We start from the raw sequence: 22,037 nt of genomic DNA, 5'->3' as shown, positions 1-22,037 counted from the left end.
GAGCGACATGGCGGGCAGCGTCAACAAGGTGATCCTGATCGGCAATCTCGGCCGCGATCCGGAGGTGCGGACGCTGCCGTCCGGCGATCGCGTCGTCTCCTTCTCGGTGGCGACCACCGAGTCCTGGCGCGATAAGAACACCGGCGAGCGCAAAGATCGCACCGAGTGGCACAATGTGTCGATCTTCAACGAAAATCTCGGGAAGATCGCCGAGCAATACTGCCGCAAGGGCTCCAAGATCTATCTCGAAGGCCAGTTGCAGACCCGCGAATATACTGACAAGGACGGCAATCAGCGCAAGGCGACCGATGTCGTGCTGCAGCGTTTTCGCGGCGAGCTGACTCTGCTCGACAGCAAGGGCGGACGCAGCGAGGGCGACTACGACAGCGGCTACAGCCAGAGCGGCGGATCCTTTGGCCGCTCCTCGCCGATGGAGCGCGGTCCCGCCGAGCGGCGTCCCGCCCCGGCCGGCAAGCTCTCCGACCAACTCGACGACGACATTCCCTTCTGATCCCAGACGCGCTCTAAGAGCGACCGTGCGACGCATATTGGAGGATGATGTCGGCCGCCCGAGCGCTCGGCGTTCGACCTGTCTCGAGCAGGCGCGTGCGGACGCGCTTGAAGGCCGCGAGCTGCGCTTCGCGCGCGGCGCTCTCGCGCAAGAGCGGCCTCAGCGCCTCGGCGAGCGCGCGCGGCGTCGCCGCCTCCTGCAGGAATTCCGGCACAATATTCTCGCCGATGACGAGATTGGGCAGCACGATCGATTCGACTTTGACGAGAAAGCGCAGCAACGATTCGACGCGCGAGACCTTATAGGCGACAGCCATCGGAACTCCGGCGAGCGCAAGCTCCAGCGTCGCGACGCCGGACGTCACAAGCGCGGCGCGTGCATTTCGGAACGCGGCGAATTTCTCCGCCTGGCCAATCAGACGCGGCGTCAGCGGCCATCCCCGCAGTTCACGTCGCAAGGTCTTCTCAACATTCGGCGCGACAGGAATGACGACCTCGAAGTCGGCGCGTTCGCGCAAAAGAAGTTCGAGGGCCTCGCCGTAAATCGGCGTCATGCGCCGCACTTCCGCCAGACGCGACCCGGGCAGAACGAGCAGCGACCGCGCCGCGCCGCGATCGTGAGAAGGCCGCGTCAGCTCGTCGAGCCGCTCGACGAGCGGATGGCCGACATAGACGCATCGCGGCCCGCCAAGGCGAACATGCGCCTGCGGCTCGAAGGGCAGCAGCGCCAGCAGGCAATCGACATAGTCGCGCATGGCGCGCGCGCGGCCGGGCCGCCACGCCCATACGGTCGGGCTGACGTAATCGATGATCGGCAGGTCAGGTCGGGCGGCCCGCACGCGACGCGCGACGCGATGGGTAAAATCCGGCGCGTCGATGATGACGAGACAGTCCGGCGCCTGATCGACGACCGCTCGCGCCGTCTGGGCGATGCGCCGGACAAGGCGCGGCAGCCGCGCTAAGACCGGAATGAGGCCCATCACCGCGATGTCTTCGAGCGGAAACAGCGAAACGAGGCCCTCGCGCGCCATCGCCTCGCCTCCGACGCCGGCGAAAACGGCCTCCGGACGCGCGGCGCGCAAAGCCCGCATCAGCGCTGCGCCGAGTTGATCGCCAGAGGCTTCGCCAGCGACAAGGAAGATGCGCGGCGCGCTCATGGTTCAGCGCGCGCGCGAGGCGCGCAAAGCGGCCGCGTCGAAGGCGCCCGCAAAAATTCAACGATCGCCGCAACGTCTGCGTCATCCGCGAAATCTCGCGACAGACGGTCGATGCGTTCGCTCAGCGCGCGCGCCTCTCGTGCGAAGAGCAGGCCATACGCCCGGCGTAGCCGCTCGATGCGCTCCGGCGCAAAACCGCGCCGCTGCAGGCCGACGCGGTTGAGGCCGAAAAGATGGGCGCGGTTGCCCGACGCGAGCGTAAAGGGGATGACGTCGCCTTCAACGCCGGAGAGGCCGCCGACGAAAGCATGCGCGCCGATGCGCACATTCTGATGGACCGCCGTCGCGCCGCCGATCATCGCATGGTCCCCGATCTCGACGTGGCCGCCCAGCAGAACCTGATTGGACAGTATCACGTCGTCGCCCAGCCGACAGTCGTGAGCGACGTGCGAAGCGGCAAGAAAGACGCAACGCGCCCCAATACGCGTGCCCTCGCCCACGCCTGCATTGATGGTCACGCCTTCGCGAATGACGCAATCGTCGCCGATCGTCAGCGCGCCCGGCGCGAGCGCAGCCTTGATGTCCTGCGACGCCAGTCCCACGGCGGCGAAGGGGAAAATACGGGCGCGCGCGCCGATGCGCGTACAGCCGCCGACGACGACATGGGAGTGGAGAGTCGCGCCGTCGCCGATCTCGACGCCGGCGCCGATATGGCAAAACGGGCCGATGGCGACGCCGGCGTCGAGCCGCGCGCCGTCTTCGACGACACTGGACGGATGAACCGAAGGGCTCAATGTCGCACTCGCCGCGTCGACGCTAGAGCGCGTTGCGAAAAAGTGGGAACCGGTTTTTCGCATAGAGCGCGCTCTAAACTTTGGGAATCGATCACGTTATCTGCATTTGGGCGATTCCGCCCAAATGCAGCGTGATCTAGGCGCCCATCATGACGCTGATCTGCGCCTCGCAGACCAGCGCGCCGTCGACTAACGCGCGCCCAGAATACCACCAGATGTTTCGCTTCTGCGCGGTTTTGGCCATGTGGAATTCAACGCGGTCGCCGGGCGTCACCGGCTTGCGGAATTTCGCATTGTCGATCGTGACAAAATAAACGAGACGCGACCGATCCGCGCCTTTCAGCGCGCGGATGGCGATGACTCCGGCGGTCTGCGCCATCGCCTCGATGAGCAGGACGCCGGGCATGATCGGACGCTCGGGAAAGTGCCCTTGAAACTGCGGCTCGTTGACCGTGACGTTCTTCACGCCGACGCATGATTCGTCGCCGCGGATGTCGAAGATGCGGTCGACCAGCAGGAACGGATACCGATGCGGCAGTTGGCTCATGATCTGCATAATGTCGGCGCTCTCCAGAGTCGCGCCAGCCGCGGCCTCGGGCATTTCTTCCTCCCTCTCGAGGGCATGGCGAGCGCCATCCCAGTTTTTGCTTGTTTTCGTCGGCTTGTCTTACGTCGGCTTGTCCTTGCGCGCGAGTCGGTCGAGCAGCGCCGCGCCGCGCAAGAACCGCCGCAATGGGCGCGCTGGCGCGCCGCCGACCCGCGCCCCGGCCGGCAGGTCGCGCATCACCCCGGATTTGGCCGCTACCGCTGCGCCTTCGCCGATCGTGAGGTGGCCCGCGACGGCGGATTGTCCGCCAAGCGCGACGAAATCGCCGATCTCACAGGAGCCGGCGACGCCCGATTGGGCGACGATGGCGCAAAAACGGCCGATCACCACATTGTGGCCGATCTGCACGAGATTATCGATTTTGGTTCCCTCGCCGATGATCGTGTCGCGCGACGCGCCTCGATCGATCGTCGTATTGGCGCCGATCTCGACATCGTCCTGCACGATCACGCGACCGACCTGCGGCGTCTTGAGATAGCCTTGGCGCGTTGGCGCGAAGCCGAAGCCATCCTGCCCAAGCCGCGCCCCCGGGTGAATGACGACGCGGTCGCCGATCAGCGAATGGGTGAGGCTCGCATGCGCGCCGATTGAACAGTCGCGGCCGATGCGCACATTCGGACCGATCACCGCCTGCGGCCCGATAATCGTTCCAGCGCCTATCTCGGCGCCCGGCCCGATCACGGCGCCGGGATCAACCACCACGCCTGGTTCGAGTCGCGCCTGCGGATGCACCGCCGCTCCCGGAGAAACGCCGCTGGATTGGAATAAGGAGCCGGGCCGCAGCGCGTCCGGAAAGAGATGCGCGGCGGCGAGCGTCATCGCCCGCTGCGGATCGTCGACGACGAGCGCGACGACGGACTTGGGCAGCAGATCAATATGGCGCGCGCGCAGGAAGCAGGCGGTCGCTCGGCACTCCAAGAGGGCCTTGCGATAACGCGGGTTGTCGTAGAAGCAGAGGTCGCCCGGCCTGCTCCAATCGAGCGTGGCCACGCCGATGATAAGGGGCGGCGGCGCAAGCTCGGCCGACGCTTGCGCGCCGTCAGGACCGCCGCGCATCTCGGCCCCGGCGATCTGCGCAATTTCGCTCAAAGGGGCGGGTCGCGCCAAGGGAAAGAAGGCCGCTGCGCTCACGCTACAAAATCCAGCGCGGCAGCCCAAGCCAAGCCTTCAGCCGTCCGCCGGGCGCGGTTCGCCCGGCGATCGTCTCCGATCATCAGAAGTTGGTGCCGCCGCTGAACCGGAAGTTCTGAGTGATATCCTCTTTCGCCTTCGAGGTCACGACCGCATAGTCGAAGCGGATCGGCCCCATCGGCGAATTCCAAAGCACCGAGGCGCCCACGGACGACCGAACCCTGAAGGAGTTGGCATTCGGCACAACGCAATTGCCCTGCCCGAAACCCGCCTCCGGCGTATAGGCGCCGATGCAGGTCACGCCGGGAATCGTGGGCAGATTGTTGGCGTAGTTCGTCTTACCGCTAAAATTCCATAGCGAACCGGCGTCGGCGAAGACCGCCCCTCTCAGCCCCAGATCCTTGGGCAGGTACCAGAAGGGGAACTGAACTTCGAGCGATGCGCCAACATAGTTGGAGCCGCCGAGTGAGTTGCCGCGATTGTTGTTGAAGCTCGTCAGAATGTTCGAGTCGCGTGGGCCGATGCCGCCCGGCGCGAAGCCGCGCACCAGGCTGGGGCCGAGGTTGAAGTTGTCCTGAATGCGCGGCTTGTAGCCGCCGAAGGTCGACAGATCGCCGCCCTGCAGACGGGCGATGCCGACCACATCGTCGATATAGGGAATCTCACGGAAGTAGCGAATGTCTCCGGTCGTGCGCAGATAGCGCGTGCCGCCGCCAAGACCCGCGACGTCCTGATTGAGCGAGGCGAGCCAACCATTATGCGGGTTCTTGAAGTTGTCGATGGTGCTGTAGTTCAGCGAATAGCCGACGAGCGACGTCAGCAGCCCACCCTGCGACTCCTTGATCGCGAGCGACGCCTCGCCGTTCGACTGACAGTTCACGAAGAGGCTCGTCGTCGGCATGAAGGGACTGAACCCCGGCGTGTAGCCAAGTATCGGCACCAAACAGTCGTTGTAAGGACGATTCTTGTCGTTCGGGATTGAGATCGTCGTTTGATAGATCGAGTAGTGGGGCGAGAAGCTGAGCTCTTCGGTGATCGGGATGCCGAAGCGCAACGTGCCGCCGTAGGACGTCGAGCTGTAGATCGAGTAGTTATAAGCGTCCTGTTGACGCACGAAGACGTCGAAGCCGGCGGCGATGCGCTGGTCGAGGAAATAAGGCTCGGTGAAGCTGAACGTCACGCCGCGGGCGATCTGGCCGCCCTGCACCGAAAGGCGAACCGCTTGGCCGCGACCCATGAAGTTGCTTTCCGACACGGACACTTCGGCGATAAAGCCCTGGTTGGTCGAATAACCGCCAGAGACGCCGAAGTTGCCGGTGGGCTGGTCCTCGACGTCAACGTTGAGGATCACGCGATCCGGCGCCGAGCCCGGCTCATTGGTGATTTTCACCTTTTTGAAATAGCCGAGGCCATTCAGCCGGCGTTCGGCGCGGTCGATCAGGACGCGGTTATAGGCGTCGCCCTCGCCGATATCGAACTCGCGGCGAATGACGTAGTCGCGCGTGCGCGTGTTGCCGCGAATGTTGATGCGTTCAATATAGACCCGGGGTCCTTCCTCGAGCAGGAACTGGATCGCGACCGTCTGATCGGCCGGATTGCGTTCGCCGCGCGGGCGCGCCTGGGTGAAGGCATAGCCCTTCCGGGCGATTTCGCGGGTCAGCGCTTCGACGGTCTTCTCGACCGCGTCGCCGTTGTAGACGTCGCCCGGCGCAAGCCGCAGCAGATCATTCAACGCGGCGCCGTCGACGTCGGGGAGATGGGATTCGACGCTGACCGTTGACACCCGATACTGCGGGCCTTCGTTCACGACGATGCTGATGATGTAGCCGCCAGCCGCCGGATCGAACTGCACGTCGGAGCTGATCACGCGGAAATCGGCGTAGCCGTTCTTAAGATAGAATCGACGAATGAGTTCGAGGTCCGCGGCGATGCGGTCGGGATCATAAACGTCGCTTGTCTTGAGGAACGACAGGAAGTTCATTTCCGTCGTCTCCATCATGCCGACAAGACGGCGTGTGGAGTAGACCTCATTGCCGATGAAACGGATCTCCTTAACGCCGGTCTTGTCGCCTTCAACGATGCTGAAGACCAGGTCGACGCGTCCGTTCGGCAGATCAACCGTCCGAAAGCTCACTTTCGCCGCAGCGCGTCCCGACCGGCGATAGACTTCCGTCAATCGCGCGACGTCGGCCTCGGCCATCTGCGGGTTGAATTCTGTGCGGGCGCGCGAACGCACCTGCTCCTGCAAGATGTCAGTCTTGACCTTGCTGTTGCCCTCGAACGCGATGCGATTGATGTCGGGCGCGGCGAACGCCGGAACGCTAAACGCCAGCAGAGCGGCCACAACCGCGAACAGGAACGATGATTTCCAAATGCCGCTGATAGAGCGCATATAGTGCAGGTCCTCGTCGCAACGTCGCCGCCCGGGCCGCGGCACGAAACTCATGTAAATGCGCCGACGATCGGCGCTTCGCCAGCGTTGAGCGATTCCTTCTACAAGGTTTACCCGACCCTGCAAATGCAGAATAAATGTTGTCGCCGCAATTTGTCGAAGGCGTGACGTTAAAGCCACGATTCATGGTCAGCGCATGGTTAAGACGTGGCGCCGCAAACGTCATCATGTCCAAATTACGACAGGAATCGCGCGCTTACACGGCGTACTGCACGCCACGTCGTTGGAGCAGCTGCGTGCGCGAAAGCAGATCCGAAAAAGTTGGCGGACTTTTTCGATGAGAACCTGCTCCAGCATTTTTATTTAGAGCGATTCCTATCGATCACCTGATTCCAATTGATCTTGGAAGCGCTCTAGGAGCCTGAGCCGGTGAGCTTGTGAATCAGCCGCGCGATGTCGTTGTAGGTCGAGAAAATCATCAGCGCGCCGACCATCGCGAGACCCACTCGGAAGGCGACTTCCTGCGCGCGCTCGTTGAGCGCGCGGCCGCGCGCCGCCTCAATCGCGAAGAACAGCAAATGTCCGCCGTCAAGCAGCGGCACCGGCATAAGATTGAGCAGGCCGATCGAGACTGAGAGAATCGCGATGAGGCTCAACAGCGGCGCGATGCCGACCTTGGAGACCGCCTGCGCCATTTGCCCCGAGACTTGCGCGATGCCGATCGGTCCGGAGAGCTGATCGGCGCTCTCGCGTCCGGTGACGAGTCCGCCGATATAATTTCCGGTGCGGCGCACGACCGTCCAAGTTTCCTGCACGCCCATCGCCACCGCGTCGGCGGGTCCGTAGCGTTCCCGACGGATGTCGGCTGCGGCCTTTGAGGCCTGAATGCCCAGCATGCCGATTCGGATTTTGCCGATCGCGCTCTCGACCTCGCGCAGGGCGGGAACGACCGGAAGCGTCAGCTGCTGATCGCCGCGTTGAATCACGAAAACGAGTTCTTTGTCGGCCGAGCTCGAAACGATTTCCTGCAGATTCGAAAAGGAGTCGACCGGCGCGCCGTCGACAGTCAGCACCAGGTCGCCGGCCATGAAGCCCGCAGCGGCGCCAGCCCCGCCAGGCGTCAGCGAGCCGACGCGCGGCGCATAGACCGTCCGCCCATAAACGCCGAAGAGAATTGCGAAAATCGCGATCGCCAGAATGAAATTCGCAAAAGGACCGGCGAACACGATGGCGGCGCGCTTCCATACCGACTGCGCCGCGAAGGTTACCGCGCGCTCGCTTTCAGGCATCGCGCGCACCGCTTCGGGGTCCGGCGCGCTGGCGGCGTTGGCGTCGCCATGGAAGCTGACGTAGCCGCCGAGCGGAATGCTGGCGATGCGCCAGCGCGTGCCGTGACGATCCACCCGAGACCACAGTTCCGGTCCGAAGCCAATGGAAAAGGCGTCCACCTTCACGCCGCACCACCGGCCGACGATGAAGTGCCCAAATTCGTGCACGAACACGACGAGCGTGAGAACGAGCACGAAGGGGATGAGATAAAAGGCGAAGGTCGTCAGGAGGTCTAGCAAAGCGCTGTCTCGCAGGTCTCGCTTGCGCCAACCCTGTCGGCGGCGCGCGCCATGATCACTGAAGCAGCATGCCTGATGCGGCGCGCCCGGCCAAGGCCGATCGTGATCTTTCTCTGACAATATGGTCCACCGCGAGGGCATCCTCAACTGTTGCGGGCGCATTTGCGGTTCCATCGCGCAAAGCGGCCTCGCAGGCCTCGGCCACATGGCGAGCGATTCCGTCGAAGGAAATGCGGCGATCGAGGAAGGCTTCGACGGCGATTTCATTGGCGGCGTTGAGCACGGTCGGCAGGCCGCCGCCGGCGCGCAGGACGTCGAGCGCCAGTCTGAGCGCCGGAAACCGGTCAAAATCAGGGGCTTCGAATGTCAGGGTGGCGATTTTCGCCAGATCGAGGCGCGGCGTCGGAGTCGTCAGCCGGTCGGGATAGCCCAGACAATGGGCGATCGGCGTGCGCATGTCCGGCACGGCGATTCCCGCGGTCACCGAGCCGTCGGAAAAGGCGACGAGGCCGTGGACGATCGACTGCGGATGGACCACGACTTCGAGCTTTTCCGCCGGAATGCCGAATAGATGATGAGCCTCGATCAGTTCGAGCCCCTTGTTCATCATGCCGGCCGAATCGACGGTTATCTTCGGGCCCATCGCCCAATTGGGATGGTTGAGCGCCTCCTCGACGCTCGCCTCGGAGATGCGCTCCTTGCTCCAGGTGCGGAACGGGCCGCCGGAGGCCGTGACGATCATGCGTTCGATGCGGGAGGCGTCCTCGCCGCCAAGCGCCTGGAAAATGGCGTTGTGCTCGCTGTCCATCGGCAGCAGCCGCACGCCCATTTCCGCCGCCATCCGCATGAAGGGCACGCCGGCGCAGACGAGACATTCCTTATTGGCGAGCGCCACGTCGCGGCCGGCGGCGAGCGCGGCGTAGGTGGGCTCGACGCCGGCGGCGCCGACGATGGCCGAGACCACGAGATCGGCGTCGCGCAGCGCCGCCTCGATGACCGCCTCGCGGCCCGCGGCGACCTGAGTGTTGGTCCCGGCGAGCGCTTCCTTGAGCGCCGCATAGGCGCTCTCGTCGCGGATCGCGGCGAATTCGGCTCTGACCGCGCGGGCGACGCGCGCGAGCGCCTCGACATCGCGGCCGCCCGCCACCGCCGACACCGAAAATCCTTCCGGATCGCGTTCGAGAAGGTCGACCGTCGAACGGCCGATCGAGCCTGTCGCGCCCAGCAGCACGATGCGGCGCGGGACCGGCGCCCGCGGCTGGACCGGGGCGTGCGCGTGAAACTGTCCGTTTGCTAATGCCATTGGCTCCGCCCTACCAGAAGAAAAGACCGGCCGCCACCGACGGCGCGCCGCGCAGCAAGCCCACCGCCGCCGCGAAGGCGCTGGCGAAGATGAAGCCGTCGAGCCTATCCATGGCGCCGCCATGGCCGGGAATGAGCTGGCTCGAGTCCTTCACCCCAAAGCGGCGCTTGACCGAAGATTCGAAAAGATCGCCGACTTGCGAAAAGGCGGCGGCGGCCAGTCCGACCAGGAACACGCGCCAGTTCGCAAGTTGCGGGCCGGCGCCGAGATAAACGGCGACGAGGCCAAGCAACGCGCCGCAGAGCACGCCGGTGATCGTGCCGGACCATGTCTTACCGGCCGAGACGCGCGGCCAAAGCTTGGGTCCGCCGATCAGCCTGCCGCCAAAATAGGCAAAGATATCGGTGCCCCAGACCACGGCAAACAGGAACGCGATGGCGAGCGCGCCGACGTCGGGCGACTCGCGCAAAAGGCATACGGAGAAGGCGAGCGCGCCGGCGTAGACGACGCCCGTCGCCGCCCAGAGCCGACGCTCGGCCCCCGCCAGCGCCGCGCCTGCAATGGCAAGGAGCGCAATCGCGAGCGCGGCCGCGCCCGGCATGGAAACGCGTCCGAACGCCATTGCGGCGGCGACCGCCGCGCCGCCGACGGCGATTCGGGGGGCGCGACCCTCGCCGCCGATCAGGTTCTGCCACTCCCAGCTCACCGCGAAAGCGGCCGCCAGCCAGAAGAGCGCAAAAACGTCGCCGCCAAGATAGAGCGCGCCGAGCGCGGCGATGACCATCGCTGCGGCGGAAGCGACGCGCGGACCAAGGTCGGCGAAGCCTCCGGCAGACGGCTTTCCGGAAGATTGCCCGGCGCTGCTTATGTCTCTTCGATCCGCCGTCATGACGCGGTCTTGGCGCTGCGCGCCGCAGCTTCAAGCCCGCCGAAGCGCCGATCGCGATGCGCGTATTCGGCGATCGCGGCCGCCAGCGCCCCCTCGTCGAAATCGGGCCAAAGAATCGGCAAGAAGACGAATTCGGCGTAAGCCGCCTGCCACAGCAGGAAATTCGACAGCCGCTGCTCGCCCGACGTGCGGATAATCAGGTCGGGGTCGGGAATGTCCGCCGTGTCGAGCCGCTGCGCGATGGCGTCGGCGTCGATCTCCTCAGGCCTCAGTCGGCCTTGCGCCACCATTTCCGCGAGCGCGCGGGCCGCCGCCGCGATCTCCTGCCGCGCGCCATAGTTGAACGCGACGACGAGCGTGAGCCCGGAGTTCGCCTGCGTCATCTGCTCGGCCTCGCGCAGCAGGTCCGAGATGTCAGGCGCGAGCTCGGCGCGCGCGCCGATGACCCGCACGCGCACATTGCTCGCGTGCAACTCCGCTAGATCGTTGCGGATGAAGCGATGCAGCAGCGAGAGGAGGCTTTCCACCTCCTCGCGCGGGCGCGACCAGTTTTCCGCCGAGAAGGAATAGACCGTCAGATAGCCGATGTTGAGCTTGATCGCCGCCCGCACCGTGCGACGCAGCGCCTCGACGCCGCGCCGGTGCCCTTCGAATCGCGGCAAGCCCCGCTTGGCCGCCCAGCGGCCGTTGCCGTCCATGATCAGCGCGACATGACGCGGCGCCGCGCGCGCGCGCTGCGCGTTCGTTTGCGCCTCCAGAATGTCGCTTTCCGTCATATTCGGGTTCCGAATGGCCATGGGACCTGCGCCAGGCGACGTCGCAGCTTCCTAGACCTGCATGATTTCCTTTTCCTTGGCGGCGAGCGCGGCGTCGATCTCCTTCACCGTCTCGTCCGTCGCTTTCTGCACCTCTTGTTCGTGGCGCTTCTCGTCGTCCTCGGGAATCGCGTGATCCTTTAGCAACTTCTTGAGAATGTCGAGGCCGTCGCGGCGCACGTGGCGCACGGAGACCCGCGCCTCCTCGGCGTATTTATGCGCGACTTTGACGAGTTCCTTGCGGCGCTGCTCGTTCAGCTCCGGCATGCGTATGCGCAAGTTCTGACCTTCAACCGTCGGCTGAAGACCGAGATTGGCCTCGCGGATCGCCTTGTCCACGGCGATGACCAGCGCCTTGTCCCACACCTGCACCGAAAGAAGACGCGGCTCGGGCACGCTGACGGTGGCGACCTGATTGAGCGGCGAAACCTGCCCATAAGCTTCCACATGAATCGGATCGAGCAAGCTCGTCGAGGCGCGTCCTGTGCGAAGCCCGCCGAATTCGTGCTTGAGCGTCGCGACCGCGCCCTGCATGCGGCGCTTCATATCCGCAAGGTCAAAAGTTTCCGCCATGTTCACAACCTGTCTTTGATCTGTCGCCGCTCTCACGAACACTCGCGCGGCTCGGCTTCTTATGTTTTCCAATGTGGCGCGGCGAAAAGGCGCACGCCGCCGCCCTCGCCGGCGCTGCGGCTCCGCGGCGCAGGATTTATTGCACGATTTCCCGTCGTGCGCGAAAGGGTCTTACGGCGCGACGAGGGTGGCGCGCGCCCGACCCGAAAGCGCCCCGTCGATGGCGCCGGCCTCGGCGATCGAAAAGACGAGAATTGGGATCTTATTCTCGCGGGCGAGCGCGAAGGCCGCCGTATCCATCACCGCCAGGTTTTTGGCGATCGCCTCGTCATGGCTCAAGCTGTCGTAGCGCTGCGCGGTCGGATCGCGCTTGGGATCGGCCGTGTAGACGCCGTCGACCTGAGTGGCTTTGAGCACCGCGTCGGCGGAGAGCTCCGCGGCGCGCAACACCGCGCCGGTGTCCGTCGTGAAGAAGGGGTTGCCGGTGCCTCCGGCCGCAATGACGACGCGTCCCTTGGCCAGATGATGCAGGGCGGCGCGGCGCGAAAAGGATTCGCATATGGACGGCATGGTGACGGCGGAGAGGCAGCGCGCCTGTCGCCCCTGCCCTTCGACCGCCTGCTCCAGCGCTAGCCCGTTCATCACCGTCGCCAGCATGCCGATCGAATCGGCGCGCGCGCGCTCGATCCCGGTGTCGGCCCCCTTGATGCCGCGAAAGAAATTGCCGCCGCCGACGACGACGGCGATCTCATGTCCCGCGTCCGCGGCGGTCGCGAGGTCGGAGGCGATGCGGGCGAGCGTGACGGCGTCAAGCCCGTGCGGCGCCGACCCCTGCAGGGCTTCCCCGGACAGCTTGACGACCACACGCTTGAATCGTCGCGTCGACGTGAGGTCGGACATGGGGCGGATCTCGCTGACTGAGGCGGGGCGCGTTCTTCTTACGGACGCCGAGCGGCGCCCGCAAGTGAGGCAGTCGTGACACTCAGGCGCTAAGCGGCCATGAGCAACGTTCTGCGGACGCGGCGACGACCCCCCACGTGAATGCAAACAAGCGCCACGCGTCAGTCAGGACATTATTCACGGCATTGATTACGGCCCCACCTCGCCGCCCGTCGCGCCAAACACCTGGCCCGTCGTGAAACTCGCCTCGTTTGAGGCGAGCAGCACATAAAGCGGCGCGATTTCCGCCGGTTGTCCCGGACGCCCGAGCGGCGTGTCGGCGCCAAATTCGGCGAGATGATCGGGAAATTGTCCGCCGCTTGGCTGCAGGGCCGTCCAGAACGGGCCGGGCGCGACGGCGTTGACCCTGACGCCTTTGTCAGCGAGCTGCTTCGCCAAGCATCTCGTAAAGTTGAGGATGGCGGCCTTCGTCGCAGAATAATCCAGAAGCTGCGGCGAAGGATCGAAGGCGACGATCGAACTCGTATTGATGATCGACGATCCCGGCTGGAGATGCGGAATCGCGGCTTTCGTGATCCAGAACAGCGCGTAGAGATTGGTTTGAAACGTCCAGTCGAGATCCTCGGTCGTAATGTCGAGGATCGATTGGCGCGCATGCTGACGCGCGGCGTTGTTAACGAGAATATCCAGGCCGCCGAGATCGCGCGCCGCATCGTCGACGAGCTTGCGGCAAAAGCCTTCATCGCGAATATCGCCCGGAAGCGCCACCGCATTGACCTCGGCCTCGCCCAGGAGAGTCATGACCTCCTTCGCGTCCGCCTCCTCCTCCGGCAGATAGTTGATCGCGACATCGGCGCCTTCGCGGGCGAAGGCGATCGCCGCGGCGCGGCCGATGCCGCTGTCGCCGCCGGTGATGAGCGCCTTGCGGCCAAGGAGACGCCCCGAGCCCCGGTAGCTCTCTTCGCCATGATCGGGACGCGGCGTCATGAGGCCGGCGAGACCCGGCCAGGGCTGGGTCTGCTTCTCGAAGGGCGGCTTGGGATAGAGCTCGCGCGGATCGCGCAGTCCCCGCGCGGACGGCGCGTCATCGAAGCCGAGCACGGAGGTGGCGGTTTCGATCGCGCGCCCAACGCGCGGTCCGCGAATCATTTCGTCTGCGGCGGTCTTCTTGGCGCGCATCTAATGCTCCTCTGCTTGATCTTCGCCATGTGCGAAGATCAATGTCAGGAGCTAAACGCCGCCCGCCCGCGATTGTTCGCGCGGGGGGACGACCAAAGCATCGCCAACAGCTGTTGCATCCTTCTTCGCGCACGCGGCCCCAAGGAGGATGGGGCGAAGGCGAAGGTCGCAGGCGGCGATGCGTGGGGAGTGACGGCGCGGCCTTTCAGCCGTCATGGCCGGGCTTGTCCGGCTCTCCACGCGGCGCCGCTGAGTAGACTCGTGGGCGCCCGGCACTAGCCCGGCATGACGCGGAGAGGTTCGCGGAAACAAAAAAGGCCGGGGTAAACGCCCCGGCCCGCACTGACCTTTTCACCTCAAGCGGAGGGAATGACTTACCCCTTCACAGCGGCCGCGACCTCGGCGGCGAAGTCGCTCGTCTGCTTCTCGATGCCTTCGCCGAGCGCATAGCGCACGAAGCCCTTGATGGCGATCGGCGCGCCGGCCTTGCCTTCGATCTCCTTGACCGCCTGGGCGACGCTCTTGCCGCTGTGGTCAGGATGGTTGGAGACCTGATCGAGCATGCAGACCTCCTTGGCGTAGGTCTTGATGCCGGAATCGATAATCTTCTGCAGCACGTTCTCAGGCTTGCCGGCGTTCTTCTCGGCAAGCAGCTTCTTTTCGCGCTCGACCGTCGCCGGGTCGAGGCCCGAGGCGTCAAGCGCCAGCGGATTCGCCGAGGCGACATGCATGGCGAGCTGGCGCGCGAGCGTCGCCAGCACGTCCTTGTCGCCCTTCGATTCGAGCGCGACGATCACCGCGATCTTGCCCTGGCCGTCGACGACCTGCGCATGCACGTAACGGCCGACGACGCCCTCGCTGACGCTGAGCGCGGCGGCGCGGCGCAACGTCAGGTTCTCGCCGATGCCGGCGATCGCCTGGGTGATCGCTTCGCTCACCGTTCCGCCGCCGGGATAGGCTTCCTTGCCGAGCGCCTCGACGTCGCTCTTGCCGCTTTTTAAGGCGACTTCGGCGATGTTCTTCACAAGCGACTGAAAATCGGCGTTGCGGGCGACGAAGTCCGTTTCCGAATTCACCTCGACGACGACGCCGGAATTGTCTGAAACGAGCGCGGCGACAAGCCCTTCGGCGGCGACGCGATCGGCTTTCTTCGCGGCCTTGGAGAGCCCCTTCTTGCGCAGCCAGTCGACCGCCGCTTCAAATTCGCCGTCCGTCTGGGTGAGCGCCGCCTTGCAATCCATCATGCCCGCGCCGGTGCTCTCGCGCAGTTCCTTCACAAGGGCGGCGGTGATCGTAGCCATGGCTGAAATTCCTTCTTAAGGGAGTCATGCGACGACGCCGGCCCATTGGACCGGCGCGCGCGTCTTAAGCATTGGACCTGACGGATCGATTAGGCGGCGAGAAGCGCCTTCGCCTGATCGACCCAGCCGTCGCGCGCAATGCGGCCGTTCAGCTTCAACTCGCCGTCGAGTTTTTCGACGTCCGCCGAAGTCATCGCGGCAAGCTGCCAATAGTGATAGACGCCGGCGTCGTTCAGCTTCTTGACAAGCTGCGGGCCGACGCCGTGCAGCTTGGCGAGATCGTCCGGCGCGCCGCGCGGCGCCGACAGCAGTTCGAAGGCCTCGAGAGGCGTCTCCGCATCCGTCCCGGCGGCTTCGGCGGGACGCAAATCTTCGCGCACCACCGGGCGAGCCTCGAGCGCGGGCTCAAGCGCCGGCGACTCATCGGCGCCGATATCGATTCCCACCGAGCCTTGGCTGCGCGAAATGCCGTCGATTGCGGCTCTCGCCACGAGATCGCAGTAGAGCGCGATGGCGCGGCCCGCGTCGTCGTTGCCGGGGATCGGATGGGTGACGCCGTCCGGATCACAATTGGTGTCGAGCACGGCGACGACGGGAATCTTGAGGCGATTCGCCTCCTTGATCGCGAGCTGCTCTTTGTTGGTGTCGATCACGAAGATCAAATCCGGCGTGCCGCCCATATCCTTGATGCCGCCGAGCGCCTTTTCGAGCTTGTCGCGCTCGCGGGTCAGCAGCAGGCGCTCTTTCTTAGTGATGCCCGAAGCGCCGGCCGAAAGCATCTCGTCGAGCTTGCGCAGACGGGTGATCGATCCGGAAATCGTCTTCCAATTGGTGAGCGTGCCGCCCAACCAGCGGGAATTGATGTAATATTGAGCGCTGCGCTTGGCGGCGTCGGCGATCTGCTCCTGCGCCTGGCGCTTGGTGCCCACGAACAGCACGCGGCCGCCCTTGGAGACGGTGTCCGAAATCGTCTTCAGCGCCTGATGGAGCAGCGGCACCGTCTGGGCGAGATCGATGATGTGGATGTTGTTGCGGGCGCCAAAGATGAAAGGCGCCATCTTCGGGTTCCAGCGATGCGACTGATGGCCGAAGTGAGCGCCGGCCTCCAGGAGGCCGCGCATGGTGAAATCGGGCAGAGCCATAGTGTCTTTTCTCCGGTTGAACCTCGGCGAGAGAGTAAAGAGGCCGGAGATCCGGCCACCGGAGCGACGTCTTAAGGCAGACGCCGCGTAACTCTCGCCTGTGGAATGGCGCGCTTATAGGCGATGCGCCTACATCCGGCAAGGGCCGCCGCCGGCCAACCGGCGCGGACGCTTTAGTCGTTCGACGCCTGGCTGGCGCATCGGCGTTCGGAAGGGAAACAAGGACAAGGAAATGCGCTTAATTTTTTGAAATGCCCGCGACGTTCTGTCGCATGTTAACGGTTTGAATTTCAAAACTAATATTGCTTTTTTGGCGGAGCTTTGAGCCCTCGCAAGAGCGCATTGCCATCCGATCGGAAACAAGCTAGGCTCCCTCTCGATGCGGCAAGCATTCACGTAAAATCAAGAACAGGGGGAAAACGCATGGCCGTCAACGTTCACAATACCGGCGATATCGGCAAGATGCTGCTTTGGATCGCCGCCTTCGTCGCGTTCGTCGTCGTCGCTCTGACCTGGGTTCCGGATTGGATTTCTCCTGAAGGAACCAACGGCACGGGCAACCGCAACGGCATCCAGGGCGATGGCGTTGGCTCTACTGCCCGCATGATCCAGTAAAACATACCCCTGCCGAAAAGACTCGCCGGGCGCGCAAGCTCCCGGCCCTTGTCTTTCTGGCGGGTGATCGGCCGGTTACCGCGCAGATCATTTTGGAGCCGACGTTCTCGACGTGATCGAGCGTCGGCTTCCACTTTTTCGGACGCTTAGAGCGCTTCCTGGCTGGGGTTCTGAAAAAGTCTGTCAACTTTTTCGGAACCTGCTCTAGCGCGCCCGACTCCACACTTGCGACAGCCGACTCCAGTACTGCGACGCCCATATATTTTGCGCGGCCGGTCCAGCTTCGACGAGCACGGCGCTGAGCAAGATGAGCAACCCGCCCAGCATCGCCGGCGTGGTGAGGCGCTCGGACAGCAGGATGGCGCCCGACAAGGCCGCGAAAACGCTCTCCAGCGACATGATGAGCGCGGCTTCGGCCGCGGGCGTATATTTGAGCGCCACGATTTGAAGCGTGAAGGCGATCCCTCCGGAGCAAAGCCCCGCATAGAGAATCGCCGGCAGCGCGGCGCTCAGGCCCTCGAGCGAAAAAGGCTCGCCGCCGAGGCCCACAACGGCTCCAAGAACGCCGATGACGCCGAACTGCGCGAAAGCCAAAAAATACGGCCGGTCGGTCCGAGCGAGAAAGGTCGGGACGAGACTAATGCCGGCCGCCCACGCGATGTCCGCAATCAAAACCAAGGCGTCGCCCGACGTCCAACTCTGGAGCTGCGCGCTGTCGGTCAGCAGCCAAGCGCCCGCGATGGACCCGACGCCCGCGAAGAGAACGACCTGCCGGGGTCTTACGCCGGTCTGCGCAAAGACGAACACCGGAACGAGCACGACATACAGCGCCGTGAGAAATCCGCCGTTGGTCGCCGTCGTCGTGGCGAGGCCGACTTGCTGCAAAGCCGCGGCGAGGAAGACGCACAAGCCGATCAGGCCGGCGAGAGGCAAATCGCCCTTTTTCAGCGGAGAGTCACTGTAACGGCGTTCATAGAGCGCCAGCGGCGCGAGCGCGGCGCAGGACAGTAGAAAACGGACGCCGACGAAGGTGATCGGCCCCATAAGCTCGCCGGCGTTTTTTTGCGCGATAAAGGCCGTCCCCCAGATAAACGCCGCAAGCACAAGCAACAGATCGGCGCGAACGCGGCTCATAATATGCCTGTGCTCTTGAGCCTTTGACGGCGCTGCTCCAGTCGCTCAGTCCCTGCATTCCATGCCTCGGCGGACGCGCGCCAGAGCGCGAGGGCGGCTCTATAAATCGGGGTCGCCAATAATCCGAAGGACGAATGCGGGTCCGCGGCGTCTTCCTCGACCCCGTATTTAAGGCGCGGGTTCTTGGTCGAGGGCATCTCGAGCGATCCGAACATCCAGTCCCAAACGGCGAGAACGCTGCCGAAGTTGCGATTGAAGTGCTGAGGATCTGTCGAATGATGAATCTGGTGGTGCGCGGGGCTTAGGACGACGTGTCCCAAAATCCCGCGAAACGGAATCCAGAACTGCGAATGTTGAAGATGCCCGATCGTCCAAAGGAAGAAGATGAAAAGGATGTTCTTCCCGTCGACCGTGAAGGATTCAGTGGTTCGCCCAAAGACCCACGCCAATACGCCTGACGCGCCGCCAATGAACATCGCGAGCATGTAGCCGAAAAAGATGTTGTCGATCGGATGATTGCGAAAATTCGTCACCGGGGTCAGCACCTCGGCGGTGTGATGTACCTTGTGGAACTCCCACAAAAACGGGATCCGATGCTTGAGATAGTGATCGACCCAATAGCCGATCTCATAGGCCAAAAAGAGCACGGCGGTAGAGAAGAGCCTTATCGAAAGGTCACAGCAAGAGGTCGGCGCAAAAGCGCCAAATGAACTGCGCAGCGCGGCGCTCACGGCGGTCGCAACGCCGTTCGTCGATAGAACGAGCGCGCCCACCACGACCGGCATGAGAACGACGCTCAGGACGAAGAGCTTGACGTCCGCGGCAAAAGATTTGGATAGCAGGAGTCTCTTGTCGAAGATCGCCCGCGCGATGGCCCGCAGGTTGACGCGCCCCCGGCGCATCTTGCGCTGATAGGCCAGCGCGCCAACGGCGATGAGAAACGTCGTCGCCAGCGAATAGACCGAAAAAATCGATCCCGCCGAAAACAGCTCGTTGGAGATCTTCGCAGCGGAAAAGCGGAGCGCGTCGTAAACGTCCATCGAGCTTTCGGGTCCAGATGATGTTGAGAGTCCAGCCAGGACTGACGCTGCTCGCGTCGCTGGCGCGCGTCCCTGTCCGCCACGGAACTGCCTGCCCGCAAAGCGTATTCTCTACGCGAGCCGCTGCCAAGAGCGATAGGCCGGCGGGCTTCAGAACAGGTTTCAGGTTAGAATTCGATTCCCTCCTGCGCTTTGACGCCGGCGCCGAAATGATGCTTGACCAGGGTCATCTCGGTGACGAGATCGGCGGCGGCGATGAGCTCCGGCTTGGCGTTGCGTCCGGTCACGACGACATTGAGGTCGTCGCGCCGCGCGGCGAGCGCATCGAGCACCTCGTCCAGCGGCAAATGCTCGTAGCGCAGCGAAATGTTCAATTCGTCGAGCACCAGCAGGCGAATGTGGGGGTCGTCCATCAGTTCGCACGCCTTCTCCCAGGCGCGCCGCGCCGCCGCCTCGTCGCGCGCGCGGTCCTGCGTCTCCCAGGTGAAGCCCTCGCCGAGCGTATGCCAGGCGACTTGACCGAACTCTTGACCGAACTCTTGGCCGAGCTTTTCGAGCATGTTGCGCTCGCCGGTGCGCCACTGGCCCTTGCCGAACTGAACGACGCCGATCTTCCAGCCATGGCCGAGCGCGCGCAGCGCCAGCCCGAAGGCCGCCGTCGACTTTCCCTTGCCGGCGCCGGTGTGGACCATCAGCAGGCCTTTGCGGGCGACCGTCTTGCCGGCGACCTCGGCGTCCTGAACCGCCTTGCGCTTCTCCATCTTGAGACGATGGCGGCGCGCCTCGTCGTCTTCGTTCATCTCGGTCACAGGCGCTCCTCGGCCGGTTTGACGGAAGCATGAGCCGCGCATATGACTAGTCGGGACGGTCCTTCGCAAGAAGTGAAAAGGGAACGCGGCGCGGGCATTAGGTCCCGTATCCGCGGCTGCCCCCGCAACTGTAGCCGGCAAGGTCCGCGCCATCTGCCACTGAGCGAGATGCTTGGGAAGGCGGCGCGGTCCGACGACCCGGGAGCCAGGAGACCTGCCGTCAGGGCGATCAATTTGGATCGCCGCGCGCATCGCATCGCCGCCGGTGGGGCGGCAGGGAGACCGATATGAACGCCAAATCATCCGCCAACGCCGCCGCCCTCCCCGCTTCGAGACTCGAGACGCTGAAGGCCGCCGTTGTTGCGCTCACTCTCGGCTTCGGGCTCGTTTGGCTTGCGGGCTTCGCCTATCCAGAAAGCGTCCATGACGCGGCGCATGACACGCGCCACGCGCTCTCCTTCCCCTGTCACTAGGCGCCAACGCGCTTGATCGCGCGCGTTTTGACGACCGGCCTGATCGCCGGCCTTGTCGCCGGGCTTGCGGTCGCGGCCCTGCAGCACTTCACCACGACGCCGCTGATCCTCGCCGCAGAGGTCTATGAGGCGGCGCAGCATGCGCATGACGGCGCCGACGCGGGCGCAGCGCTTTCCGGCCTGAGCCGCACGGCGGCGACGAGCGCCGCAACGATCGCCGTCTCGATCGGCTACGCGCTCATACTGCTCGCCGCGATGCTTCTCTCCGGCGACGCCATCGCGCCGCGCCGCGCCGCGCTGTGGGGCGCCTGCGCCTTCGCGGCGACGGGACTCGCGACGAGTCTCGGCCTCGCCCCGCAGCTTCCCGGCATGGCGGAAACCGAACTCGCCGCGCGCCAGATCTGGTGGCTTGCGACCGCGCTGTCGACCGGCGCCGGACTCTTCGCCCTGTTGCGGCTTGACTCGACCGCGGCGAAGATCGCCGGCGTCGCGCTGATCGCCCTGCCGCATTTCTTCGCGCCGCAGCCCGCGACGCCCGAGAGCACGGCGCCGGCGGAGCTCGCCGCGCGCTTCGCGGCCGCCTCGCTCGCCGTTCAGGCGATCAGCTGGGCGCTTGCCGGCGCGCTCGCCGGTCTCGTCTGGCGACTCCAGTCGCGCCAACAGGAATCCTCATGAGCGCCAAAATCCCTGCAACGATTGTCACCGGCTTCCTTGGCGCGGGGAAGACGACGCTCATTCGCCATGTGCTCGAGAACGCCAAGGATCGGCGCCTGGCGCTCGTCATCAATGAATTCGGAGACGTCGGCGTCGACGGCGAAATACTGCGCGCCTGCGGCGTCGAAAACTGCCCGGAAGAGAACATCGTCGAACTCGCCAACGGCTGTCTGTGCTGCACCGTCGCCGACGATTTCATCCCGGCGATCGAAGCGCTGCTCGCGCATGAAAAGCGTCCCGATCACATCATCATCGAAACCTCGGGATTGGCGCTGCCCAAACCGCTGGTCAAGGCGTTCGACTGGCCGGCGATCCGCTCGAAGCTGACGGTCGATGGCGTCATCGCCGTCATCGACGGCAAGGCCGTGGCGGAGGGCCGTTTCGCCGACGATCTCGATGCGATCGCCAAGGAGCGCGAAGACACGCAGACGATCGACCACGACAATCCGCTTGAAGAAGTGTTTGAAGATCAGCTCGCCTGCGCCGATCTCATCATCCTCAACAAGACCGATCTGCTGGGCGCCGACGAAGAACGCGACGTCGCAAACCGCTTGGCGCTCGGCGCCCGGAAAGCGGCGAAGATCGTGCGCGCCAGCGGAGGGCGCGTCGATCCGCTCGTGCTGCTCGGCCTTTCGGCGGCGGCGGAGGATGATCTCGCGACCCGTCCGTCGCATCATGACGCCGAGCCGGAACATGACCATGACGACTTCGACAGTTTCGTCGTGTCGCTCTCTGCGGTCGCCGATCCGGCCGCGCTGATCGCGCGACTCGCCGAAGCGGCGCGCGCGCATGACGTGCTGCGCATCAAGGGATTCGTCGAAGTCGTCGGCAAGCCGATGCGCCTGCTCGTGCAAGGCGTCGGCGCGCGCATCGAACATCATTTCGATCGGGCGTGGAGACCCGATGAGCAGCGCATGAGTCGCGTCGTGATCATTGGCGAGAAAGGCCTCAATCGCGACGCGGTGATCGCGACGCTGGCGCAGCCGTGATA

General features: G+C 64.5%; 22 protein-coding genes and 1 riboswitch. Of the genes, 5 read left to right on the top strand and 17 right to left on the bottom strand.

Annotated features, from left to right (window positions below):
* The first annotated feature begins 7 nt into the window (after nucleotides 1-7).
* A complete protein-coding gene (gene ssb / locus EHO51_RS03405) occupies nucleotides 8-511 on the top strand; it encodes a single-stranded DNA-binding protein (protein WP_124737708.1) in 504 nt (167 codons plus the stop codon).
* Nucleotides 512-524: 13 nt separating this feature from the next.
* On the opposite strand, the gene lpxB is transcribed toward ssb, so the two are convergent.
* From lpxB to EHO51_RS03330, 14 genes are all read right to left on the bottom strand, one after another.
* Entirely contained in the window at nucleotides 525-1,667 is a 1,143-nt protein-coding gene (lpxB, locus tag EHO51_RS03400) for a lipid-A-disaccharide synthase (RefSeq protein ID WP_124737707.1), read from the bottom strand.
* Nucleotides 1,664-2,461 (bottom strand): acyl-ACP--UDP-N-acetylglucosamine O-acyltransferase, encoded by a 798-nt coding sequence (gene lpxA, locus EHO51_RS03395; RefSeq protein ID WP_124737706.1) that lies wholly within the window; start codon nucleotides 2,459-2,461, stop codon nucleotides 1,664-1,666. Before lpxA ends, lpxB begins: the two co-directional genes overlap by 4 nt.
* A 136-nt stretch (nucleotides 2,462-2,597) precedes the next feature.
* Nucleotides 2,598-3,062 (bottom strand): 3-hydroxyacyl-ACP dehydratase FabZ, encoded by a 465-nt coding sequence (gene fabZ / locus EHO51_RS03385; protein ID WP_124737704.1) that lies wholly within the window; start codon nucleotides 3,060-3,062, stop codon nucleotides 2,598-2,600.
* A 66-nt stretch (nucleotides 3,063-3,128) separates the two neighbouring features.
* Nucleotides 3,129-4,199 carry a UDP-3-O-(3-hydroxymyristoyl)glucosamine N-acyltransferase gene (gene lpxD, locus EHO51_RS03380; protein WP_124737703.1) on the bottom strand — a complete coding sequence of 357 codons (1,071 nt, stop codon included), beginning with the start codon at nucleotides 4,197-4,199 and terminating at the stop codon, nucleotides 3,129-3,131.
* Nucleotides 4,200-4,281: 82 nt separating this feature from the next.
* A complete protein-coding gene (gene bamA / locus EHO51_RS03375) occupies nucleotides 4,282-6,645 on the bottom strand; it encodes an outer membrane protein assembly factor BamA (RefSeq protein WP_432431920.1) in 2,364 nt (787 codons plus the stop codon).
* Between the two features lie 359 nt (nucleotides 6,646-7,004).
* Nucleotides 7,005-8,159, bottom strand: a complete 1,155-nt coding sequence (locus tag EHO51_RS03370; RefSeq protein WP_124737702.1) for a M50 family metallopeptidase — start codon at nucleotides 8,157-8,159, stop codon at nucleotides 7,005-7,007.
* A gap of 55 nt (nucleotides 8,160-8,214) precedes the next feature.
* Entirely contained in the window at nucleotides 8,215-9,462 is a 1,248-nt protein-coding gene (dxr, locus tag EHO51_RS03365; protein WP_124737701.1) for a 1-deoxy-D-xylulose-5-phosphate reductoisomerase, read from the bottom strand.
* A gap of 10 nt (nucleotides 9,463-9,472) precedes the next feature.
* A complete protein-coding gene (locus EHO51_RS03360) occupies nucleotides 9,473-10,351 on the bottom strand; it encodes a phosphatidate cytidylyltransferase (RefSeq protein WP_124737700.1) in 879 nt (292 codons plus the stop codon).
* Entirely contained in the window at nucleotides 10,348-11,127 is a 780-nt protein-coding gene (locus tag EHO51_RS03355) for an isoprenyl transferase (RefSeq protein WP_124737699.1), read from the bottom strand. The genes EHO51_RS03360 and EHO51_RS03355 overlap by 4 nt, the downstream gene beginning before the upstream one ends.
* Nucleotides 11,128-11,178: 51 nt before the next feature.
* Nucleotides 11,179-11,739 carry a ribosome recycling factor gene (gene frr / locus EHO51_RS03350; protein ID WP_014892614.1) on the bottom strand — a complete coding sequence of 187 codons (561 nt, stop codon included), beginning with the start codon at nucleotides 11,737-11,739 and terminating at the stop codon, nucleotides 11,179-11,181.
* A gap of 171 nt (nucleotides 11,740-11,910) precedes the next feature.
* The gene (gene pyrH, locus EHO51_RS03345; RefSeq protein WP_124737698.1) at nucleotides 11,911-12,639 is read right to left on the bottom strand and encodes a UMP kinase; all 729 of its coding nucleotides are present in this window, start codon (nucleotides 12,637-12,639) and stop codon (nucleotides 11,911-11,913) included.
* 189 nt (nucleotides 12,640-12,828) lie between these two features.
* Nucleotides 12,829-13,818, bottom strand: coding sequence for an SDR family oxidoreductase (locus EHO51_RS03340; RefSeq protein WP_124737697.1), 990 nt, complete (start codon nucleotides 13,816-13,818; stop codon nucleotides 12,829-12,831).
* A 374-nt stretch (nucleotides 13,819-14,192) separates the two neighbouring features.
* On the bottom strand, nucleotides 14,193-15,119 hold the full coding sequence (gene tsf, locus EHO51_RS03335; RefSeq protein ID WP_124737696.1) for a translation elongation factor Ts: 927 nt from the start codon (nucleotides 15,117-15,119) through the stop codon (nucleotides 14,193-14,195).
* An 89-nt stretch (nucleotides 15,120-15,208) separates the two neighbouring features.
* Nucleotides 15,209-16,261: a 30S ribosomal protein S2 gene (locus tag EHO51_RS03330; RefSeq protein WP_124737695.1), complete on the bottom strand. Its 1,053-nt coding sequence runs from the start codon at nucleotides 16,259-16,261 to the stop codon at nucleotides 15,209-15,211.
* Between the two features lie 423 nt (nucleotides 16,262-16,684).
* Between EHO51_RS03330 and EHO51_RS03325 the strand changes: the two genes are divergently transcribed.
* Nucleotides 16,685-16,876, top strand: a complete 192-nt coding sequence (locus EHO51_RS03325; protein ID WP_029650981.1) for a hypothetical protein — start codon at nucleotides 16,685-16,687, stop codon at nucleotides 16,874-16,876.
* 204 nt (nucleotides 16,877-17,080) lie between these two features.
* Here the strand turns inward: EHO51_RS03325 and EHO51_RS03320 are convergent, their stop codons facing one another.
* The 3 genes from EHO51_RS03320 to cobO all read right to left on the bottom strand — a co-directional run bounded on the left by EHO51_RS03320 (nucleotide 17,081) and on the right by cobO (nucleotide 19,850).
* Entirely contained in the window at nucleotides 17,081-18,010 is a 930-nt protein-coding gene (locus EHO51_RS03320; protein ID WP_124737694.1) for a DMT family transporter, read from the bottom strand.
* On the bottom strand, nucleotides 18,007-19,050 hold the full coding sequence (locus EHO51_RS03315; protein ID WP_124737693.1) for a sterol desaturase family protein: 1,044 nt from the start codon (nucleotides 19,048-19,050) through the stop codon (nucleotides 18,007-18,009). Before EHO51_RS03315 ends, EHO51_RS03320 begins: the two co-directional genes overlap by 4 nt.
* Nucleotides 19,051-19,217: 167 nt before the next feature.
* Nucleotides 19,218-19,850, bottom strand: coding sequence for a cob(I)yrinic acid a,c-diamide adenosyltransferase (cobO, locus tag EHO51_RS03310; RefSeq protein WP_124740024.1), 633 nt, complete (start codon nucleotides 19,848-19,850; stop codon nucleotides 19,218-19,220).
* 48 nt (nucleotides 19,851-19,898) lie between these two features.
* A riboswitch (cobalamin riboswitch) is annotated at nucleotides 19,899-20,095 on the top strand.
* Between the two features lie 51 nt (nucleotides 20,096-20,146).
* On the opposite strand from cobO, the gene EHO51_RS03305 reads away from it, so the two are divergent.
* Genes EHO51_RS03305 through cobW form a run of 3 tightly spaced genes read left to right on the top strand, consistent with a single transcriptional unit; the run spans nucleotide 20,147 to nucleotide 22,035 of the window.
* Nucleotides 20,147-20,332 (top strand): CbtB domain-containing protein, encoded by a 186-nt coding sequence (locus tag EHO51_RS03305; protein ID WP_124737692.1) that lies wholly within the window; start codon nucleotides 20,147-20,149, stop codon nucleotides 20,330-20,332.
* Between the two features lie 12 nt (nucleotides 20,333-20,344).
* Entirely contained in the window at nucleotides 20,345-21,007 is a 663-nt protein-coding gene (locus EHO51_RS03300; protein ID WP_124737691.1) for a CbtA family protein, read from the top strand.
* Entirely contained in the window at nucleotides 21,004-22,035 is a 1,032-nt protein-coding gene (cobW, locus tag EHO51_RS03295) for a cobalamin biosynthesis protein CobW (RefSeq protein ID WP_124737690.1), read from the top strand. The genes EHO51_RS03300 and cobW overlap by 4 nt, the downstream gene beginning before the upstream one ends.
* Nucleotides 22,036-22,037: the final 2 nt, after the last annotated feature.

This window comes from Methylocystis rosea (assembly GCF_003855495.1).
GTDB lineage: Bacteria > Pseudomonadota > Alphaproteobacteria > Rhizobiales > Beijerinckiaceae > Methylocystis > Methylocystis rosea_A.
The sequence above is the reverse complement of the archived record's forward strand: the minus strand, read 5'-3'. Positions and strand labels throughout refer to the sequence as shown.

Coding starts and splice junctions, on each gene's coding strand:
- EHO51_RS03330 (WP_124737695.1), bottom strand. CDS start 16,261: ATGGCTCTGCCCGATTTCACCATGCGCGGCCTCCTGGAGGCCGGCGCT.
- EHO51_RS03340 (WP_124737697.1), bottom strand. CDS start 13,818: ATGCGCGCCAAGAAGACCGCCGCAGACGAAATGATTCGCGGACCGCGC.
- EHO51_RS03320 (WP_124737694.1), bottom strand. CDS start 18,010: ATGAGCCGCGTTCGCGCCGATCTGTTGCTTGTGCTTGCGGCGTTTATC.
- lpxB (WP_124737707.1), bottom strand. CDS start 1,667: ATGAGCGCGCCGCGCATCTTCCTTGTCGCTGGCGAAGCCTCTGGCGAT.
- EHO51_RS03360 (WP_124737700.1), bottom strand. CDS start 10,351: ATGACGGCGGATCGAAGAGACATAAGCAGCGCCGGGCAATCTTCCGGA.
- dxr (WP_124737701.1), bottom strand. CDS start 9,462: ATGGCATTAGCAAACGGACAGTTTCACGCGCACGCCCCGGTCCAGCCG.
- bamA (WP_432431920.1), bottom strand. CDS start 6,645: ATGAGTTTCGTGCCGCGGCCCGGGCGGCGACGTTGCGACGAGGACCTG.
- tsf (WP_124737696.1), bottom strand. CDS start 15,119: ATGGCTACGATCACCGCCGCCCTTGTGAAGGAACTGCGCGAGAGCACC.
- EHO51_RS03315 (WP_124737693.1), bottom strand. CDS start 19,050: ATGGACGTTTACGACGCGCTCCGCTTTTCCGCTGCGAAGATCTCCAAC.
- cobW (WP_124737690.1), top strand. CDS start 21,004: ATGAGCGCCAAAATCCCTGCAACGATTGTCACCGGCTTCCTTGGCGCG.
- pyrH (WP_124737698.1), bottom strand. CDS start 12,639: ATGTCCGACCTCACGTCGACGCGACGATTCAAGCGTGTGGTCGTCAAG.
- EHO51_RS03355 (WP_124737699.1), bottom strand. CDS start 11,127: ATGACGGAAAGCGACATTCTGGAGGCGCAAACGAACGCGCAGCGCGCG.
- EHO51_RS03305 (WP_124737692.1), top strand. CDS start 20,147: ATGAACGCCAAATCATCCGCCAACGCCGCCGCCCTCCCCGCTTCGAGA.
- cobO (WP_124740024.1), bottom strand. CDS start 19,850: ATGAACGAAGACGACGAGGCGCGCCGCCATCGTCTCAAGATGGAGAAG.
- fabZ (WP_124737704.1), bottom strand. CDS start 3,062: ATGCCCGAGGCCGCGGCTGGCGCGACTCTGGAGAGCGCCGACATTATG.
- EHO51_RS03325 (WP_029650981.1), top strand. CDS start 16,685: ATGGCCGTCAACGTTCACAATACCGGCGATATCGGCAAGATGCTGCTT.
- frr (WP_014892614.1), bottom strand. CDS start 11,739: ATGGCGGAAACTTTTGACCTTGCGGATATGAAGCGCCGCATGCAGGGC.
- ssb (WP_124737708.1), top strand. CDS start 8: ATGGCGGGCAGCGTCAACAAGGTGATCCTGATCGGCAATCTCGGCCGC.